The organism is Corynebacterium sp. UD i78, assembly GCF_056280545.1.
Genome location: NZ_JBWCED010000001.1, coordinates 2,593,806 through 2,611,648, shown reverse-complemented (window position 1 = coordinate 2,611,648; position 17,843 = coordinate 2,593,806). Strand labels below are relative to the sequence as shown.

Annotated in this window: 11 protein-coding genes, 2 rRNA genes and 4 pseudogenes; 10 read left to right on the top strand and 7 right to left on the bottom strand. The window is 63.8% G+C overall.

Annotation, left to right across the window (positions count from 1 at the left end; all coding sequences use genetic code 11):
* The first annotated feature begins 118 nt into the window (after positions 1-118).
* Positions 119-3,215 (top strand): 23S ribosomal RNA (locus tag ACZ9GM_RS12220).
* 116 nt (positions 3,216-3,331) lie between these two features.
* Positions 3,332-3,448, top strand: a 5S ribosomal RNA gene (rrf, locus tag ACZ9GM_RS12215).
* A gap of 191 nt (positions 3,449-3,639) precedes the next feature.
* Here rrf and ACZ9GM_RS12210 read toward each other — a convergent pair.
* Positions 3,640-3,852: pseudogene (locus tag ACZ9GM_RS12210) on the bottom strand (IS1634 family transposase); the annotation flags it as partial.
* A gap of 49 nt (positions 3,853-3,901) precedes the next feature.
* Between ACZ9GM_RS12210 and ACZ9GM_RS12205 the strand changes: the two are divergent.
* Positions 3,902-5,190, top strand: a pseudogene (locus tag ACZ9GM_RS12205) (IS3 family transposase).
* A gap of 147 nt (positions 5,191-5,337) precedes the next feature.
* Here the strand turns inward: ACZ9GM_RS12205 and ACZ9GM_RS12200 are convergent.
* A complete protein-coding gene (locus ACZ9GM_RS12200) occupies positions 5,338-5,868 on the bottom strand; it encodes an Lrp/AsnC family transcriptional regulator (RefSeq protein ID WP_476037998.1) in 531 nt (176 codons plus the stop codon).
* 59 nt (positions 5,869-5,927) lie between these two features.
* On the opposite strand from ACZ9GM_RS12200, the gene ACZ9GM_RS12195 reads away from it, so the two are divergent.
* The 7 genes and pseudogenes from ACZ9GM_RS12195 (at position 5,928) to ACZ9GM_RS12165 (ending at position 10,661) form a co-directional block, all read left to right on the top strand.
* Positions 5,928-6,566, top strand: a complete 639-nt coding sequence (locus ACZ9GM_RS12195) for a LysE family translocator (RefSeq protein ID WP_476037997.1) — start codon at positions 5,928-5,930, stop codon at positions 6,564-6,566.
* A 99-nt stretch (positions 6,567-6,665) separates the two neighbouring features.
* Positions 6,666-7,442: pseudogene (locus tag ACZ9GM_RS12190) on the top strand (transposase).
* Positions 7,443-7,493: 51 nt separating this feature from the next.
* Complete coding sequence (locus tag ACZ9GM_RS12185; protein WP_476037995.1) at positions 7,494-7,955, top strand: transposase; 462 nt, start codon at positions 7,494-7,496, stop codon at positions 7,953-7,955.
* Positions 7,956-8,288: 333 nt separating this feature from the next.
* Positions 8,289-8,594, top strand: a pseudogene (locus tag ACZ9GM_RS12180) (MarR family winged helix-turn-helix transcriptional regulator); the annotation flags it as partial.
* 165 nt (positions 8,595-8,759) lie between these two features.
* The gene (locus ACZ9GM_RS12175; RefSeq protein ID WP_476038360.1) at positions 8,760-9,182 is read left to right on the top strand and encodes an organic hydroperoxide resistance protein; all 423 of its coding nucleotides are present in this window, start codon (positions 8,760-8,762) and stop codon (positions 9,180-9,182) included.
* Between the two features lie 59 nt (positions 9,183-9,241).
* Positions 9,242-10,219, top strand: a complete 978-nt coding sequence (locus tag ACZ9GM_RS12170; protein WP_476037994.1) for a zinc-binding dehydrogenase — start codon at positions 9,242-9,244, stop codon at positions 10,217-10,219.
* Positions 10,220-10,271: 52 nt separating this feature from the next.
* Positions 10,272-10,661, top strand: coding sequence for a DUF1304 domain-containing protein (locus ACZ9GM_RS12165; RefSeq protein WP_476037993.1), 390 nt, complete (start codon positions 10,272-10,274; stop codon positions 10,659-10,661).
* 85 nt (positions 10,662-10,746) lie between these two features.
* Here ACZ9GM_RS12165 and ACZ9GM_RS12160 read toward each other — a convergent pair whose 3' ends face one another.
* The 5 genes from ACZ9GM_RS12160 to ACZ9GM_RS12140 form a co-directional block, all read right to left on the bottom strand.
* A complete protein-coding gene (locus ACZ9GM_RS12160) occupies positions 10,747-11,067 on the bottom strand; it encodes a hypothetical protein (RefSeq protein WP_476037992.1) in 321 nt (106 codons plus the stop codon).
* 190 nt (positions 11,068-11,257) lie between these two features.
* Positions 11,258-13,300 carry a Stk1 family PASTA domain-containing Ser/Thr kinase gene (gene pknB, locus ACZ9GM_RS12155; RefSeq protein ID WP_476037991.1) on the bottom strand — a complete coding sequence of 681 codons (2,043 nt, stop codon included), beginning with the start codon at positions 13,298-13,300 and terminating at the stop codon, positions 11,258-11,260.
* 85 nt (positions 13,301-13,385) lie between these two features.
* Complete coding sequence (locus tag ACZ9GM_RS12150) at positions 13,386-15,002, bottom strand: serine/threonine-protein kinase (RefSeq protein ID WP_476037990.1); 1,617 nt, start codon at positions 15,000-15,002, stop codon at positions 13,386-13,388.
* On the bottom strand, positions 15,003-16,454 hold the full coding sequence (locus ACZ9GM_RS12145; RefSeq protein WP_476037989.1) for a peptidoglycan D,D-transpeptidase FtsI family protein: 1,452 nt from the start codon (positions 16,452-16,454) through the stop codon (positions 15,003-15,005).
* Entirely contained in the window at positions 16,451-17,842 is a 1,392-nt protein-coding gene (locus ACZ9GM_RS12140; protein ID WP_291473293.1) for an FtsW/RodA/SpoVE family cell cycle protein, read from the bottom strand. The genes ACZ9GM_RS12145 and ACZ9GM_RS12140 overlap by 4 nt, the downstream gene beginning before the upstream one ends.
* Position 17,843 lies beyond the last annotated feature (1 nt).

The window sequence follows — 17,843 nt, the reverse complement described above, 5'->3', positions numbered from 1 at the left end:
TTGTTTGAGAACTGTATAGTGGACGCGAGTATCTTCTTTTTTGATGCAATTTTGTAAGTGTCGTGTGAATACTGATTCTGTGGTTTTTCTGCAGGTTTGTGTTCATCTGATGCGTTCTTAGTGTTGTGTGTTAAGGGCGCACGGTGGATGCCTTGGCATGATGAGCCGATGAAGGACGTGGGAGACTGCGATATGCCTCGGGGAGTTGTCAACTGAGCGTTGATCCGAGGATGTCCGAATGGGGAAACCCGGCCGTGGTTATGTGCGGTCACCTGCCGGTGAATGTATAGCTGGTGTGGAGGTTACGCGGGGAAGTGAAACATCTCAGTACCCGTAGGAAGAGAAAACAATAGTGATTCCGTGAGTAGTGGCGAACGAAAGTGGATGAGTGGCTAAACCGGTCATGTGTGATACCTGTCAGGGGTTGCGTGGTCGGGGTTGTGGGGTCTTGTTCGACTGGTCTGACAGTCAGTCGCCCGGTCATGTGTGCTAGCGGAAGTGGTTTGGAATGGCCTGCCGTAGACGGTGAGAGTCCGGTACGTGAAAGCATGTGTGGTTGGGTTACGAGGTGCCCCGAGTAGCAGCGGGCTCGTGGAATCTGCTGTGAATCTGCCGGGACCACCCGGTAAGCCTGAATACTCATTGTGACCGATAGCGGATAGTACCGTGAGGGAATGGTGAAAAGTACCCCGGGAGGGGAGTGAAATAGTACCTGAAACCGTGCGCTTACAATCCGTCAGAGCCGTGCTGCACTGTGTGTGGTGGTGATGGCGTGCCTTTTGAAGAATGAGCCTGCGAGTCAGCGGCACGTCGCGAGGTTAACCCGTGTGGGGTAGTCGTAGCGAAAGCGAATACTAACTAGTGTGTTGAGTGGCGTGTCCTGGACCCGAAGCGGGGTGATCTACCCATGGCCAGTGTGAAGCGACGGTAAGACGTCGTGGAGGCGCGAACCCACTTAGGTTGAAAACTGAGGGGATGAGTTGTGGGTAGGGGTGAAAGGCCAATCAAACTCCGTGATAGCTGGTTCTCCCCGAAATGCATTTAGGTGCAGCGTCGTGTGTTTCTTGCCGGAGGTAGAGCTACTGGTTGGTTTAGCGGGACTATCATCTTAGCGACATCAGCCAAACTCCGAATGCCGGTAAGTGAGAGCGCGGCAGTGAGACTGCGGGGGATAAGCTTCGTAGTCGAGAGGGAAACAGCCCAGATCGCCGGCTAAGGCCCCTAAGGGTGTACTAAGTGGAAAAGGATGTGGGATCGCGAAGACAGCCAGGAGGTTGGCTTAGAAGCAGCCATCCTTGAAAGAGTGCGTAATAGCTCACTGGTCGAGTGGTCCTGCGCCGACAATGTAGTGGGGCTCAAGTACACCGCCGAAGCCGCGGAGCTCGCATTCTGGTTTGGCCAGTGTGTGGGTTGGTAGGGGAGCGTCGTGTGGCCGTTGAAGGTGCGGGGTGACCCAGTGCTGGAGGCTATGCGAGTGAGAATGCAGGCATGAGTAGCGAATGATGAGTGAGAACCTCATCCGCCGGATGACCAAGGGTTCCTGGGTCAAGTTAATCTTCCCAGGGTGAGTCGGGGCCTAAGGCGAGGCCGACAGGCGTAGTCGATGGATAACGGGTTGATATTCCCGTACCCGTGTGTGTGCGATCATGATGAATCGGTGATACTAACCGCCCTGAAGTTTTCTGCCATGGTCTTTGGCTGTGGTGGTTGATGGATGCGTGGGACCTGAGCTGGTAGTAGTCAAGTGATGGGGTGACGCAGGAAGGTAGCCGAGCCACTTAGTGGATTGTGGTGTAAGCGTGTGGCCTGTTGTCCAGGTAAATCCGGGCGACGTGAAAGGTGAGGCGTGATGCGTACCCGTTTGCGGGGATGTCGGTGATCCTATGCTGTCGAGAAAAGCCTCTAGCGAGTGCACATTCGGCCCGTACCCCAAACCGACACAGGTGGTCAGGTAGAGAATACTAAGGCGATCGGGTGAACTGTGGTTAAGGAACTCGGCAAAATGCCCCCGTAACTTCGGGAGAAGGGGGGCCCGTGCTGGTGATAGGGTCTTGCACTCTTGAGCTGGTGTGGGTCGCAGAGAATAGAGGGAAGCGACTGTTTACTAAAAACACAGGTCCGTGCGAAGACGGTAAGTCGATGTATACGGACTGACGCCTGCCCGGTGCTGGAAGGTTAAGAGGACCTGTTAGGGCTTTTGTCCGAAGCGGAGAATTTAAGCCCCAGTAAACGGCGGTGGTAACTATAACCATCCTAAGGTAGCGAAATTCCTTGTCGGGTAAGTTCCGACCTGCACGAATGGCGTAACGACTTCCCTGCTGTCTCAACCACAGGCCCGGCGAAATTGCAGTACGAGTAAAGATGCTCGTTACGCGCGGCAGGACGAAAAGACCCCGGGACCTTCACTATAGCTTGGTATTGGTGTTCGGTTCGGTTTGTGTAGGATAGGTGGGAGACTGTGAAGCGGCCACGCCAGTGGTTGTGGAGTCGTTGTTGAAATACCACTCTGATCGTATTGGATATCTGAACCTCGGCCCATGATCTGGGTTAGGGACAGTGCCTGGTGGGTAGTTTAACTGGGGCGGTTGCCTCCCAAAGAGTAACGGAGGCGCCCAAAGGTTCCCTCAGCCTGGTTGGTAATCAGGTGTTGAGTGTAAGTGCACAAGGGAGCTTGACTGTGAGACTGACAGGTCGAGCAGGTACGAAAGTAGGGACTAGTGATCCGGCACCGGCTTGTGGAAGCGGTGTCGCTCAACGGATAAAAGGTACCCCGGGGATAACAGGCTGATCTTCCCCAAGAGTCCATATCGACGGGATGGTTTGGCACCTCGATGTCGGCTCGTCGCATCCTGGGGCTGGAGTTGGTCCCAAGGGTTGGGCTGTTCGCCCATTAAAGCGGCACGCGAGCTGGGTTTAGAACGTCGTGAGACAGTTCGGTCTCTATCCGCCGTGCGCGTTGAAACTTGAGAAAGGCTGACCCTAGTACGAGAGGACCGGGTTGGACATACCTCTGGTGGGCCAGTTGTCACGCCCGTGGCATGGCTGGTTGGCTACGTATGGGAGGGATAACCGCTGAAAGCATCTAAGCGGGAAGCCTGTTTCGAGATGAGGTTTCGTTTGAGGTTCCCTGTAGATTACGGGGTTGATAGGCCGGATCTGGACAGCATGTGAGTGTTGGAGGTGACCGGTACTAATTGGCCGAGCGCTGCATTAAGAGCGTTGTGCTTGATTGTGTTGATTGAAGCGTATGTTGCGTCCACTGTGCAGTGTCTGGAATGGCACGGCATACTGGCCACTGTGGTGGTTGGGTGTGTGTTGTTTCGTGTGTTTTGTCGGTGGTTTTAGCGGTGGGGTCACGCCCGGTCCCTTTCCGAACCCGGAAGCTAAGCCTGCCTGCGCCGATGGTACTGCACCTGGGAGGGTGTGGGAGAGTAGGACGCCGCCGGCATTCAACTTGGAATTGAGGAGTGGGAGAACGATCTTCGGATTGTTCTTCCACTCTTCTTTTTTGTGCGTGTGTGGGGGTCGGGTCTGGTCGGTCATCTTGTGGGGTGGTCGGCCGGGCCCGGCCCCTTTTTCTGTGTACCCGGATGGTGCCTGGGGGTGGGCTGCTGTGGGGTGGGGGTTGGACCACCATAGCCGGGCCCGCGGATCCGACTTCGCCATCCGGAACGACTTCTCGATCTGGAACAACCGGCGGTAGAACCCGCTGATCACCATCGGATCCTCGGTCAACCTGCTGGTCACGTATGCCTTGATCCCCGCCAATTCCCGATGCCTGGACGCTAACTCCTCGTTGACGACCTTGCTGGCCTTGCCCATCTTCATGTACCGGTTGCGCTTCACTTGAATCGGCCCAGGTTTGATGCCGCTGCTGTTTGAGTCCGAGAGGATGGACAGCATGCCGAAGAAGATCGATCCCCAGCTGCGCGCGAGGTGCGTGCGGCTCCTCAGGGAGCACCTCCAGGAGTACCCCACTCTGACCGCCGCCGTCACCGCGGTGGCACGGCAGGAAGGCGTCTCGCGCGAATCCGTGCGGCGCTGGCTCGCGCAGGCCGAGGTCGACGACGGGACCCGCCCCGGCATCACGACCGAGGAGTCTGCCGAGGTCAAGCGCCTGAAGGCCGAGAACAAGCGGCTGCGGGAGGACAACGAGATCCTGCGCCGCGCCTCAATTTTCTTTGCGGGGGAGCTCGACCCCCGCAACCGCTGATCTGCGCGTTCATTGACGAGATGAGAGCCGAGGGCTATGCAGCCGAGCCGATCCTCCGCGTCCTGCGTCAGCAGGGCCTGAAGATCGCTGCACGCACCTACCGGTCCTGGAAGAATCCGGCCAGCATCGCGGCCCGCACCGTCACCGACGCCCTGGTCGAGGACAAGATCCGCGACCTCGCCTGGACCATCAACCCCGCCACCGGGCAGGTCCAGATGACGCCCGAGGGACTCTACGGACGCAGGAAGTGGGTCGCCCTGCTCCGCCGCCAGGAAGGCCTCACGGGCACCTCTCGCGGTGCGGTGGACCCTGCGATGCGGACCCTCGGTCTTGAGGGCATCCGGCGAGTGAAGAAGGTCCGCGCCACGATCCCTGGCCCGGACGGGAAGCGGGCCGGTGACCTACTGAATCGCGATTTCACCGCCCCTGCTCCGAACCGGGTCTGGGTCACCGACTTCACCTACGTCCGCACCTGGGCGGGGTTCGTCTACGTCGCGTTCGTCGTGGACGTGTTCGCCCAGCGGATCGTTGGCTGGCACGCCTCCACTTCGAAGCAGGTCGACCTGGTCATGACTCCGCTGCGCATCGCGCTGTGGCAACGCGAGAGGGATGGAAACCCAGTCTCACCAGGGGACTTGATCCATCACAGCGACGCTGGGTCTCAGTACACCGCCATTCGGCTGACCGAGCATCTCGCTCTCGAGGGCATCGCTGCGTCGATCGGGACCGTCGGCGATGCCTTCGATAACGCGCTGATGGAGACGATCAACGGGCTCTACAAGACCGAGTGCATCCGCACCACCGTCTTCCACGCCGACCCCTACCGGACCCTCGCGGACGTCTAGTTCGCGACCGCCGGCTGGGTCGACTGGTACAACAACCGGCGCCTCCACGGCTCCCTCGGGATGCTCACCCCGGTAGAGTCCGAGACGCTCCACTACGAGGCCCTCACCCGAGAGCCCGAACCCGCTAAGTAGCGGCAGAGAACCTGGGCCGGTTCAGTTCACGGTCGTGACGTAGATTGGCAGGACGTATCACCGACGATGACTCAAGCCCGGTTGGGGTGTTTGACGCCCGTCAAGTTCGAGGCCATCATGACGCAGAACGTCGCCCTCGCGGCGTTACTACAACTTGTCATCTAATCGTGCAGCAGACCCAACCTCCTTGCGGTTTCGCAGGGGTGCAACCCAAGGCTCTCCGAAGATGAGCTGTGTACGACAGTGCGCGACCTGCGGCAGCGCAAGCAGTTTGTCGATGACCAGAGTCTGTAGCTCGGTGCTGTTGGCTACGGCCACGTGGACGAGGTAGTCCTCATTACCACTGACGTTATACAGCGCCAAGGTCTCGGGCAGGGCGAGAGCCTGCTGCACGAAATCGTTAGCGGTGTCGCGGGCGTGTGGGCGGATTTGGATGCCGAGGAACGCCTGCTCGCCCTTGCCCAGCAGACTCGGGAGCACATGCGCACGGGTCGCGACGATAGTGCCGTTGCGCCGCATCCGCCGGATGCGCTCCAAACACGTACTCGGCGCGACACCGACCTTGGCGGCGATGTCCTTATTCGGCATCGTCGCATCAACTTGCAGTAATTCGAGGATCGCCCAGTCGACCGAATCTGGTTCGGGGACCTTCAAGATATTCCTTCCATGTTCGATCATGTGACAATTATACCGAATCATTCTTTACGGTGAGAGGGCAGACCGAGGAGGAGAGCTGATTGGGAATTGAGTCATGGGCGGCGTTCGCGCTCGCATTGCTTGTCGCCTTGGCAGTGCCCGGACCCGATCTTGTCCTGGTGGTGCATGCAGCAACCCGGAGCGTGCGTGAGGGGGCCTCGACGGCGGCAGGAATCGTCAGCGGTCTGGCCCTGCATGCGTTGTTCGCCATCGCGGGCGCGACCGCGTTGCTGCTGTCGGCTCCAAGTGCGTTGACTGTGGTGCAGTTCCTCGGAGCCGGGATACTGCTGTGGATGGGCACGAGCATGCTCCGCGCCGCGCGAGCGCAAGAACCGGCCTCGCAGGATTCGGTACCCCGGAGGAGGCAGCACGGGTACATGCGCGGGTTCATCACGAACGCGACCAACCCGAAAGCGCTACTGTTCTTCGCAGCGATCCTGCCCCAGTTCATCGGCCACGGAGCCGGTACTGAGCTGCGCACTATCACTCTCTGCGCGACAGTCGTGCTGGGAGCCGGAATATGGTGGGCTGGTGTGATTGCCCTGGTGCGCTTGTTCGGCTTCCACCGATCGGCGGCAGCGGATCGGACCATCACGGTGCTGGGCGGGGTAGCGCTGCTACTGCTGGGTGCCGGTCTGCTCGTGATGACCGCGCTCAGCCTCGCCGGAACCGGCACCTAACCCCACCACTCATCAACATGGAACTGCACAAGGGAAGTCAGAAAAGACGCCTGTTGACGCGCATGCTCGTCGTCGCAGTCGGAGCGACCGGAGGAGTACCTGTATCTGTCGGCCGATGCGTTGACGATGGAAGCCCGTGAGAGCGGCCGGGTGGTGAAAACCCCGGTCCTGCTGGCCTGTGGCATCAACGCCGAAGGGTTCCGTGAGATCCTCGGCATGCAGGTCGCCACCGCTTCAGTCCACGGCGTCGCGGACCGGGTTCTTCTACCGACCTGAAGGCGCGTGGCCCGGACACCGTCGGGCTGATCACCAGTGATGCCCACTGCGGGATCCAGCAAGCGATTGGCGAGGTGTTGCCGAACACGCCCGTGGCAACACTGCCGGACACACTTCGCCAAGATCCTGTCGGAAGTGGTACCGAAGTCCGGATGGAAGTGGGTACGCACGATGTTCCAGTTGATCTTCGACCAGGAAACCCCTGACCGGGTCTGGGCGCAGGCCAGAGCGGTGGTCGACATGCTCGATGACAAGCTGCCGAAGGCTGCCGCGCATCTGGAGAAGGCCCTGGATGAGATCCTGGCGTACACCGCGCTTCCGAAACCCGCGTGGACGAAGGTGTGGTCCAACAATCCGACGGAGCGGTTGAGCAAGGAGATCCGCCGGCGGAACAATGTCGTGGGGATCTTCCCTGACAGTGGCTCGGTGGTCCGGTTGGTCGGGGCGGTGCTCGCCGAGCAGCATGAGGACTGGATCGAGCAGAAGCGGCACATGCCGTTGACGGTGCTGTCCGCGACAGCAGAGATGCTGGCGAACACCCGGACGACCGATGCTTCCGGCGTTGTCGTCGGTGACGGTCAGGAGGCTCTTGTGGCGTAGGGAATCCTGTTCCGTCCGCGGTCAGTTCACTGCTGAGCCAATCGCTGACGGATGCACCACGCAAAAGGACTTGACCCGGGACTGGCGGTGCACGATGACCTGTGCACCGTCACCGATACCACCGGGCGTACCCGCCACCGGTTCAGCGCCACGGCGGCGAACCGGTTGTGGTTGACCGACAACACCGAGCACCCCACCGGAGAAGGCAAAATCTACTGCTGTGCGGTCAAAGACGTCTTCTCTTCCCGGATTGTCGGTTACGTCATTGACTCGCATATGCGCGCTGAGCTGGCGGTCCGTGCCCTGAACAATGCTGTGGCCATTCGCGGCGGGCTTGAGGAGGTTGCCGGATGCATTGTCCACTCCGACCGGGGTGGTCAGTTCCGCAGTTGGGACTATCTCGCCACCCTGCAGCGTTACCGGATGGTCGGGTCGATGGGCAGGGGGGCGTCGTGTGGTGGCAACGCAGCGATGGAGTCGTTCTTCGCTCTGACCACCGCGTCCGTGGCGTGACTACTTGCTGTCACCTCAACGTGCAGCAGTCCCCCCCCCGATAGCCTGATCAGTCCTGCGCTCATGCAGAAGATCGACAGAGAGTAGACCTCCTAACACGAGAGACCGCTATCAGTAGACACAGGGGCCTGTGGCAGACGTGCTGGTCTGGGAGATGCGACGGAGTGTGAAGACGACGCCTACCTGGCGTAGCGGACCATCACGGGCGCCTCCCGGTCGGCGTCGCGCACCTGCGACCCGGCAGCGCCATCAGATCCGGAGATCCGGTCGTGCATTGCGGTGACAGAGGGTTAAGGAAAGCCACTGTCGCACAATGGGTTGTACACAATTAAAATGTGTGCAATCGTTGTCGGCATGGGAGCTATCGACCGCATGCTGTGCTTCGCCCTCTACTCCGCAAGCCGTAAGACCACACGCACGTACCGGGAGTGGCTCGAGCCCTGGAACCTCACGTACCCCCAGTACCTGGTGCTCTACGTCCTCTGGAACCAGGGGCCCCGGACCATCCGCGAACTCGGGGAAGAGATGCAGCTGGATTCCGGCACCCTCTCCCCTCTGGTGAAGCGTCTGGAACAGGCGGGCTACGTCAGCCGGCACCGTGCCCTGGAAGACGAACGGGTGGTCAACATCGAGCTCACGGACGCGGGTGAGGGACTCCGGGAACCCCTGTCCGGGGTTCCCCGCGACGTCGCGGCGGCGATGGGAGTCCCGGATGACGACACCGCCGGCAGGCTCATCCGGAGCCTGCGGCAACTCGGCGGTCAGGAACCGGCCCCCTCCACACACCTACCCGAAAGGACCGACATGACCCCGATCTACACCGCAGAGGCACTTGCCGCCGGCGACGGCCGCGACGGCCACGTCGCAACTTCCGACGGACGCCTGGACCTGGATCTCGCCGTCCCCACCGAAATGGGCGGTAGCGGCGACGGCGCCAACCCGGAGCTCCTCTTCGCCGCCGGCTATGCGGCCTGCTTCCACTCCGCACTCCAGATAGTCGCCCGAACGAAGAAGGTGTCCGTGGCCGACAGTTCGGTGGGCATCCGGGTCGGCATCGGATCCGACGGCAACGGCGGATTCGAGCTCAGCGTGCACCTCGAGGTCACGATCCCCGGCATGCCGCCCCAGGAAGCACAGGCCCTGGCCGATGCCGCGCATCAGGTTTGCCCCTACTCCAACGCCACCCGCGGAAACATCGAGGTGACGGTCTCCGTCGTCGACGACTGACCTCACCCTCAACGACCAACCTGAACGACAACCGTCAACAGCACACAAAGGAGACGTCAATGCGTAGCCTCATCCACGACAGCTTCGGTGAACCCGAAGATGTCCTGCGCCTCACCGAGGAGGACGTGCCTGAGCCCTCAGAGGGGCAGGTCAGGATCCGGGTGGTCCTGTCCCCCGTTCACAACCACGACATCTGGACGATCCGAGGAACCTACGGATTCGTTCCCGATCTCCCCGCACATGCCGGAACGGAGGTCCTCGGCACCGTCGACGCCCTCGGCCCCGACGTCTCGGGTCTCGTGCCCGGACAGCGGGTGGTCAGTGGAACCTCCTTCGGCACATGGTCTGAGTACGCGCTGATCGATGCCGCCGGGGCAATCCCCGTTCCCGATCAGTTGTCCGACGACAGTGCGGCGCAGCTGGTGTCGATGCCTTTCAGCGCGATCAGCCTGCTGGACTTCCTAGACCTGCATGAGGGTGACTGGCTGATCCAGAACTCCGCCAACGGAGCCGTCGGAAGGATCCTCGCCCAGCTCGCCAAGGCACGGGGCATCCACGTCATCGGTCTGGTCCGGCGTGATGACGCTGTCGCCCAACTGGCGTCGGAGGGCATTACCGACGTCCTGTCGACCGAAGAACCGGACTGGCAGGGCAAGGTCCTGGAGATTACCGGCGGCATTCCGATCTCCGTCGGCCTGGACTCGGTGGGTGGCCAGTCGACCGCAGATCTCGTCTCCGTGCTCGGCGAGGGTTCCACCCTGGTGTGTTTCGGCGCGATGGGTGACCCGACTATGACGATCCCCTCCGGCCCGGTGATCTTCAAAGACATCACCGTCCGCGGATTCTGGGGCAGCAAGATCAGCCAGGAGATGAACCCCGGGAAGAAGTCTGAGCTCTTCGGAGAACTCATCACACGGATCTCGGAAGGGAGTGTCACCCTCCCCGTCGAGGGTATCTTCGACGCTTCTGATTTCCGCGAGGCGATGATCTCCAGCATGTCTTCCGGACGCACCGGCAAGGTCCTGCTCCGGTTCTAGCTGACCCCACCAACAACGTAGAGAACCGGAAGAACAGCAGAGGCGAACAGCAATGATCATCACAGGTGCCGTACTGGCAGCACTGGCCGCACTACTCCACGTGTTCATCTTCTACCTGGAGTCCATGGCCTGGACCACCCCCCGCGCACGCGCGATCTTCGGTCTCACGGAGCAGGAGGCGGACAGCACCAGGGAGATGGCTTTCAACCAGGGTTTCTACAACCTTTTCCTGGCTGTCGAGGTCCTCGTCGGCGTCATCGTGACCGTGACCACCACTGCCGGAGGTATCGGGCTGGCCCTGACCCTGGCCGGCACGGTGAGCATGTCCTGCGCCGCTGCGTTGCTCTGGTTGACGTCACCGGACAAGCGTGGCGCGGCCCTGAAGCAGGGGACGCTCCCCCTGCTGGCGACCGTAGTGTTGGCTGTCGCTGCGTCTATGTAGTCGCACACCGTGCTCCGCCCGTGAGGACAAACAAGGTCGGGGTAGACGAGGGTGGGGCAGGGTCCGGCAGCGGGGGCAGGAAGTCCTATTCCTCCAGCCAGTGGGCGGCCTGTATGCCGGCGTCGCCGATGGAGTCCGTCTCGTCGACCGACCACTGGAGTTCGACGTCCGTGTCGTCACGGGAGAGTGTTCCGTCGTTGCGACGCCCGCCGACCTGTTCAAGGACCCGGGCGCGGATCAACTGCTCCAGCTCGTCGAAGGAGGATCCGGTCGCCACACAGTCCGGGAGCTCCGCGATCCGGGCGGTCCAACGGAGAGCTCCTGCCTCCCCCATCCCTTCCCCGGATCCGTTGATGTCCGCAGGGCGGACCGAGACCGTGTATACGCGCGTCATTCCGGAATTCATGTCCTGCATTCTAGTGGCGGAACATGCCGGCGCCGGTGCGTGGCCGGGAAGACGTCGGATCCGACGTCTGTATGCGGCGAACCGGAACGGCGATGGCACCATGGACACCCCGGGTGCCTACCCAGGGGCGGCGTCACGACCGTCGGAGCACCGATCCTTCACAGGCACCAACCGCCCGGGCACCCAGCCGTCAGGGCACCCCGAGGACGTTCACCCGAACGGTGATCGTCGCGTCCTTGCTGACGGTCGAACCAGATGCCTGGGTCTGTCCGACGACACGGTCGATCGCCAGCGGATCGAGGGTGTTCACCGGGTCGCGCTGGACGGTGCCGCCGGTCCAGCCGGCGTCCTTCAGCAGGCCTTCGACCTCGTCGATGTTCCGGTTCTGCAGGTTCGGCATGGTGAACTGGTTGCCCCTGGAGACCGTGATGGTGACCGTGGACCCCTTCGGCTGACGGGTTCCCTCGTTGGAGGCGCTGAGAACACGGTTCTCGGGCTCCGTGGAGTCGACCATCTCGACGTTCACGGTGAAGCCGGCGCCCTCGAGGTTGTCCCGGGCATCGTCCAGATCCTGACCGGAGACCGTCGGCACCCGGACCTCCTCGGCACCGGTGGAGACGGTGATCGCCACCTCCGTGCCCTTGGAGACCTGGGAGCCCTGGCCCGGCGACTGTCGGGTGATCTTGCCGGCCTCGACGGAGTCGTTCGCTTCCTCCTCGACCTGGGACTTCAACTTCAGTCCCACATCGCTGAGGGCACGCTGCGCCTGCTCGGTGTTCATGCCCGTGAGGTCCGGCACCTCGGTGATCTCCTTACCGGAGGAGACGTACAGGGTGATCTGTGAGCCCTTCGGTACGGAGGAATCGGTGCCCGGATCCGTACGGATCGCGTTACCGCGCGCAATGTCGGCGTCAGCGGTTTCCTCAACCTGGACGTTGAACCCGGCCTCCTCGAGGATCTGTTCGGCCTCTGCCTGTGGCCGGTCTCTCACGTCCGGCACGGAGACCTGGGTTTCGCTGCTGTCGAAGCCGTCGTCACTGACGAGGTTGTAGGCGACGACACCTCCGACGCCGAGCAGGGCGAGAAGCGCGACAATCCAGGCGATGGTGCTCGCGCGGCGCTTTCTTTTCCCCTTCCCGGAATCGTCGGCGTCGTCCTGTCCGGAAGCCTGTGTCGAGGAGTTGTGGTCTGCCGGAGCCGCATCCCCGGCTCTGCCACCGGCAGCACCGGCACCCGCAGCAGCGCCGGCGGCACCCGCCAGGCCGGCACCTGCCGCGGCAGCACCCGCCTGCGGGAAGACCGTCGTGGACTCCGCGTCCGCGGACGGCTGCTCGTGCGCCGGGGCCCCGGTGTAGTTGACCGCGGCCATCGGCATGCGACGGTCGGCGACCGCCTGCAGGTCCGAGGCCATCTGGTCGGCGGTGTCGTACCGGTCCGAGGGATCTTTCGCCATGGCGGTGAGGACCACCGAGTCCAGGGCGAGTGACTGCCGCTCATCCAGGTGCATGCCCGGCAGCGTCGACGGCGGGACCGGGGCGTCCTGAACATGCTGGAATGCCACGGAGAACGGGGACTCGCCGGAGAACGGCGGGCGCCCCGTCGTGATCTCGTAGAGGACGCAGCCCGCAGCGTAGATGTCGGAGCGCGCGTCCGCGGACCGGCCGCGCGCCTGCTCCGGGGAAAGGTACTGCGCGGTGCCGATGACCGCGGAGGTCTGCGTCATGGCGGAGGTCGAGTCCGACAGGGCCCGGGCGATGCCGAAGTCCATCACCTTCACCGCGCCGGTGTTGGTGATCATGATGTTCGCGGGCTTGACGTCCCGGTGGATGATCCCGGCCTCGTGCGAGAACGACAGGGCCCGGCAGACCTCCGCCATGACCCGGCCGGCCTCGGTGAGCGGCAACGGGCCCGAGTCGCGGATGATCTCGCGTAGCGTGGACCCGTGGACGCGTTCCATGACGATGTACGGCACCGAGCCGGTCTCCGGGGCGGTCTGGCCGGTGTCGTACACCGCGACGATGGCGTGGTGGTTCAGCTTCGCGGCGTTCTTCGCCTCGCGGCGGAAACGTTCGAGGAACGTCTCGTCACGGGCGAGGTCGGCCCGCATCATCTTCACGGCGACATCGCGTCCGAGCAGCTCATCGGTGGCGGCGTAGACATCCGACATGCCACCGGTGCCGATGACGGCACCGAGGCGGTAGCGACCGCCGAGGATGGTGTTGGTCAGATCCACGTTGCCTCTCCTTTCCACTGCGCGGGGTGTCCGGCGGTGGCGTCTCCAGTGAGTTTACCGGTGTTGTTAACACCACTACCAGCAATCACAGCGTCAGTCCCGCGTCATCCGCGGCGTCCGCGGCGCGATCTCCGGTGCTGGTCGCCTCCGGTTCCGACGGCATGGCGCTGTTCGCCCCGCCGTTACCGTTGGTCTGTCCACCGTTCTCACCGTTGTCGGTGCCGCCGTTGTTACTCCCGTCGTCCCCGTTGTCCGGGGTGGTGGGAGTCGTCGGTGTGGACCCGTTGCTCTCAGTGCCCGGGGTCGAGGTCGGGCCGGGGTTCCCATTGGTCGGCAGATCATTGTCGGTGGTCTCCGGGACGGTCTGCTCCGGCGTGTCCTCGGGGGTCTCCTCCGGGGTCCACTGCTGCTCCGGAGGGTCCACCGGGACCTGCTCGATGACGGTCGTTGTCCGGGTCGGGGATTCCTCGCCGGAGTCGCCCAGGCCCGAGGACAGCGCCCACACGAGGACGCCGATCCCGGCGATGGCGACGATGACGATGAACCAGATCCAGCCGTTGCCGGACTTCTTCTTCACAGGACGCTGCGGGGCGGCGGTCTGCGCGGCCTGACCGGTGTTCTGCTGTCCGGTGGGACGCGGCGCCGGTCCCATGTTCGACGGGTCAGTGACCCGGCCCAGCCGGGTCTGCGTGGCCGGGGCGACCGGCGGCGCACTGACCGCCCGGGTCTGAGCCGACATCGACACCGGCACCGGCGGCATGCCACCGGCCCGCACCTTCACGGCCGCGGCGGCCAGCTCGCCACCGTCGGCGTAGCGGGTGCGCGGATCCTTGCGCAGGCAGATGTCGATGAGCTCGCGCACCGGGGTGGAGACCTCCCCGGGGATCTGCGGGGCCGGGGTGCTGATGTGCTTCAGTGCCACGGAGACCGTCGACTCCCCGGAGAACGGGCGGTGCCCGGCGAGGATCTCGTAGCCGACGACGCCGAGCGAGTAGACGTCGCTCGTCGGGCCGACATCATGGCCCTGCGCCTGCTCCGGGGAGACGTACTGTGCGGTGCCGACGACCATGCCGGTGCGGGTCAGCGGCACGGCGGACGCCGCCTTGGCGATCCCGAAGTCGGTGACCTTCACCAGGCCGTCGGCGGTGATCATGAGGTTGCCGGGTTTGATGTCCCGGTGGACCAGCCCACGGTCGTGGATCGCCTGCAGACCGGTTGCCGCCTGGGTCAGCAGGTCCAGCGCCATGACCTCGGGCAGGGTGCGCTCGCGGGCGAGGATGTCCGCCAGCGACTCACCCTGGACATACTCCATGACGATGAAGCAGTAGGTCACGCCGGTGCCGTCGACGTCGGGTACCTCGCCGTAGTCGTAGGTCTCCACGACGTGCTGGGAGTGGACCGTCTCGGCGGCCTCCGCCTCGGCGCGGAACCGGGCGCGGAACTCGGCGTCGTCGGTGAGCTCGGGCTTGAGGACCTTCACCGCGACATCGCGGGCAGGGGTCTTGCCGGTCTCCCCGGTCTCTCCGGCGCCGGAATCCGCGGCGAGCCAGACGGTGGACATGCCACCGCGGCCGATGACGCGGTCGACCTGGAACCGGTGCCCGTAGTGGGAGTCGAGGACGCGCTGCATGCGTCGGGCGTCCTCCCGGTGCGGGTCGCTGGACCGGTCACCGGAGGGGAAGGCTGTCGTCTCGTCGCTCATTTACTGCGCCTCCTGGAGGGCGGCCTGGATGACGGCACGGCCGATCGGGCCGGCGACGGCACCACCGGTCGCAGCCTGGCCACGGTCACCGCCGTTCTCGACGAGGACGGCCACGGCGACGTCACCCTCGGGGGCGAAGGCGACGTACCAGGCGTGCGGGTTGGAGTTGCGGGAGTCCTCACCGTGCTCGGCGGTACCCGTCTTCGAGGCCAGCCCCATGGTGCCGCCGGCGTAGGTCTCGGCGTCCTTCATGAGGTCGGTGAGCTGCGAGGCGATCTCGCCGTCGATGGCCTGGTTGACCTCCTTCGGCTTCGTCGTCTCCAGCGGCTTGAGGTCCGCGCCGGTGACTTCCTTGACGAGGTGCGGTTCCATCCGCTTGCCGCCGTTGGCGATCGTCGCTGCGATGACCGCATTCTGCAGCGGGGTCAGGGCGACGTCGCGCTGGCCGATGGCGGACTGTGCCAGGGCGGACGCGTCGGGGATCTCGCCGACGGTCGAGTCCTGCACCGGCAGGCCGACGTGGCCGAACGTGTTCTCCTCGTCGATGCCGAAGGCCTTGGCGGTGTCCTTGAAGGCATCCGTGCCGTGGCGCTGGGAGAGGTCCACGAAGGCGGTGTTGCAGGACTTCTCGAAGGCGGTGCGCAGGGTCACCTGGTCGGCACCGCAGGAGGAACCGCCGTAGTTCTCCAGGGTGGTGGTGCCGTCGGGCAGGGTGATCTGCGGGGAACCGGTGACCAGGGTGTCGGCGCTGTCGCCGTCGGCCAGGGCGGTGGCGGTGGTGATCAGCTTGAAGGTCGATCCCGGGGGCTGGGTCTGCTGGGTGGAGCGGTTGAGCAGCGGGGCGTTCTCGTCGTTCTGCAGTGCCTTGAAGGTGGCGTCCGCGGCCTCGGAGTCGCTCGAGGAGACGGCCTCCGGATCGTAGGAGGGGGTGGACGCCATGCCCAGGATCTCGCCGGTCGACGGACGCAGCGCGACGACCGAACCGGAGTAGCCGGCATTCGACAGCTGGTCGTAGGCCGTCTGCTGCACGGACGGGTTGAGGGTCAGCTCGACGTTCGCACCGCGCTTCTCCTTGCCGGTGAGGGTGTCCCACACCTGGCTGGGCAGCAGGGAATCATCGGTGCCGTCGAGGATGGAGTTCTGCGACTGCTCGATGCCGGCGGCACCGTAGCGGTCGGAGAGGTAGCCGATGACCGAGCCGTAGGCGGCCGGCGCGGTCGGGTAGGCGCGCTGGTAGAAACCGTCCTCGTCCGGGGTGGACTGGGCCAGGATCTGACCACCGGCGGTGATCTGGCCGCGCGGGACGGACTTGGTCTCGAAGTACTGGCGGGCGTTGCGGGAATTGTGGGCGTAGGTGTCCGTCTGGAAGCCCTGGATCCAGGTCAGGTTGACCAGGAGGATCGCGATGAGCACGAAGACGAAGACGGAGACGTTCCTGATTGCGCGGTTCACTGGGGCACCTCCGCCCGGTTGTCACTGGTGGTCTCGGCTGCGGCGTCCTTCGCCCGGGTGCGGGTGTCGTGCGAGATCTTCAGCAGGATCGCGAGCAACAGGTAGTTCGCGAGCAGACTTGACCCGCCGTGCGACATGAACGGTGTGGTCAGTCCGGTCATCGGCAGCAGCTTCGAGACACCGCCGGTGACCACGAAGATCTGGATGGCGATGGTCAGCGACAGTCCTGCGGCGACGAGCTTGCCGAAAGAGTCCGGCGCGTTCAGCGCGGTGACCATGCCGCGGGTCACCAGGACCGCGAAGAGAATGAGGACGGCGGCCAGACCGATGAAGCCGAGCTCCTCACCGATGGAGGAGAGGATGAAGTCGGCGTAGGCCACCGGCACGAGCTGCGGGTAGCCCTGGCCGATGCCGGTGCCGGTCACGCCACCGAAGCTCATCCCGAACAGTGCCTGGGACAGCTGGTAGCCGGTGCCGTCGTCGTAGGTGGCCAGCGGGTCGAGGAAGTTGGTGAAGCGGTCCTGGATCTTGTCGGAGATCTGGAAGACGCTCCATCCGCCGATGACCGCCAGGCCCACACCGATGATCAGCCAGGACGACCGGCCGGTGGCGATGTAGAGCATGCCGAGGACCGTGCCGAAGAGCAGCAGCGCGGGGCCGAAGTCGTTCTGGAAGATGGAGATGAGGATCGCCACGCCCCAGACCAGCAGGATCGGCCCAAGGTCGCGCAGCCGCGGGAACTGCAGACCGAGGACGCGGCGTCCCGCCACGGTGAACAGGGTGCGCTTGTTGACCAGCAGGGCGGCGAAGAAGATCAGCAGCATGATCTTCGCGAACTCACCGGGCTGGATGGAGAACGGGCCGAGACTGATCCACACCTTGGCGTCGGAGTTGATCGACGTCGGCCAGACGATCGGCAGGGCGGACAGGAACAGCCCGCCGAGACCGAGCAGGTAGGCGTAGTTCTGCAGGTTCTGGTGGGACCGCATGAAGATGATGACGGCGCAGAAGATCGCCACACCGATGACCGTCCACATGATCTGCGAGTTCGCGCGCGTGGTCTCCGCGGCAAGGTCGATGCGGTAGATCATCACCAGGCCGATGGCGTTGAGCAGAGCGGCGATGGGCAGCATGAGCTGGTCGGCGTCCGGTGCCTTGAGACACATCACCACATGGGCGACGCCGAAGACCACGATAAAGCCACCGAGGACCGTGAAGACCTCGGAGGTCAGGCCGGTGGCCTCGCCGCCGGCGCGGGTCGCGGCGTCGGACTGCGACAGCTGCAGTGCGATGACGGCGATGCCGAGGATCAGGGCCGAGAAGATCAGCAGGCCGAACTCGAGCGGCCGGACGTGCGAGGAGCGCACCTTCGGAACCAGGCGGACCATG

What these genes read in the sequence shown, in the direction of transcription:
- ACZ9GM_RS12175 (WP_476038360.1), top strand. Translation starts at nt 8,760, where the DNA reads ATGACCCCGATCTACACCGCAGAGGCACTTGCCGCCGGCGACGGCCGC.
- ACZ9GM_RS12150 (WP_476037990.1), bottom strand. Translation starts at nt 15,002, where the DNA reads ATGAGCGACGAGACGACAGCCTTCCCCTCCGGTGACCGGTCCAGCGAC.
- ACZ9GM_RS12140 (WP_291473293.1), bottom strand. Translation starts at nt 17,842, where the DNA reads ATGGTCCGCCTGGTTCCGAAGGTGCGCTCCTCGCACGTCCGGCCGCTC.
- ACZ9GM_RS12200 (WP_476037998.1), bottom strand. Translation starts at nt 5,868, where the DNA reads ATGATCGAACATGGAAGGAATATCTTGAAGGTCCCCGAACCAGATTCG.
- ACZ9GM_RS12170 (WP_476037994.1), top strand. Translation starts at nt 9,242, where the DNA reads ATGCGTAGCCTCATCCACGACAGCTTCGGTGAACCCGAAGATGTCCTG.
- ACZ9GM_RS12185 (WP_476037995.1), top strand. Translation starts at nt 7,494, where the DNA reads ATGCACCACGCAAAAGGACTTGACCCGGGACTGGCGGTGCACGATGAC.
- ACZ9GM_RS12160 (WP_476037992.1), bottom strand. Translation starts at nt 11,067, where the DNA reads ATGAATTCCGGAATGACGCGCGTATACACGGTCTCGGTCCGCCCTGCG.
- ACZ9GM_RS12165 (WP_476037993.1), top strand. Translation starts at nt 10,272, where the DNA reads ATGATCATCACAGGTGCCGTACTGGCAGCACTGGCCGCACTACTCCAC.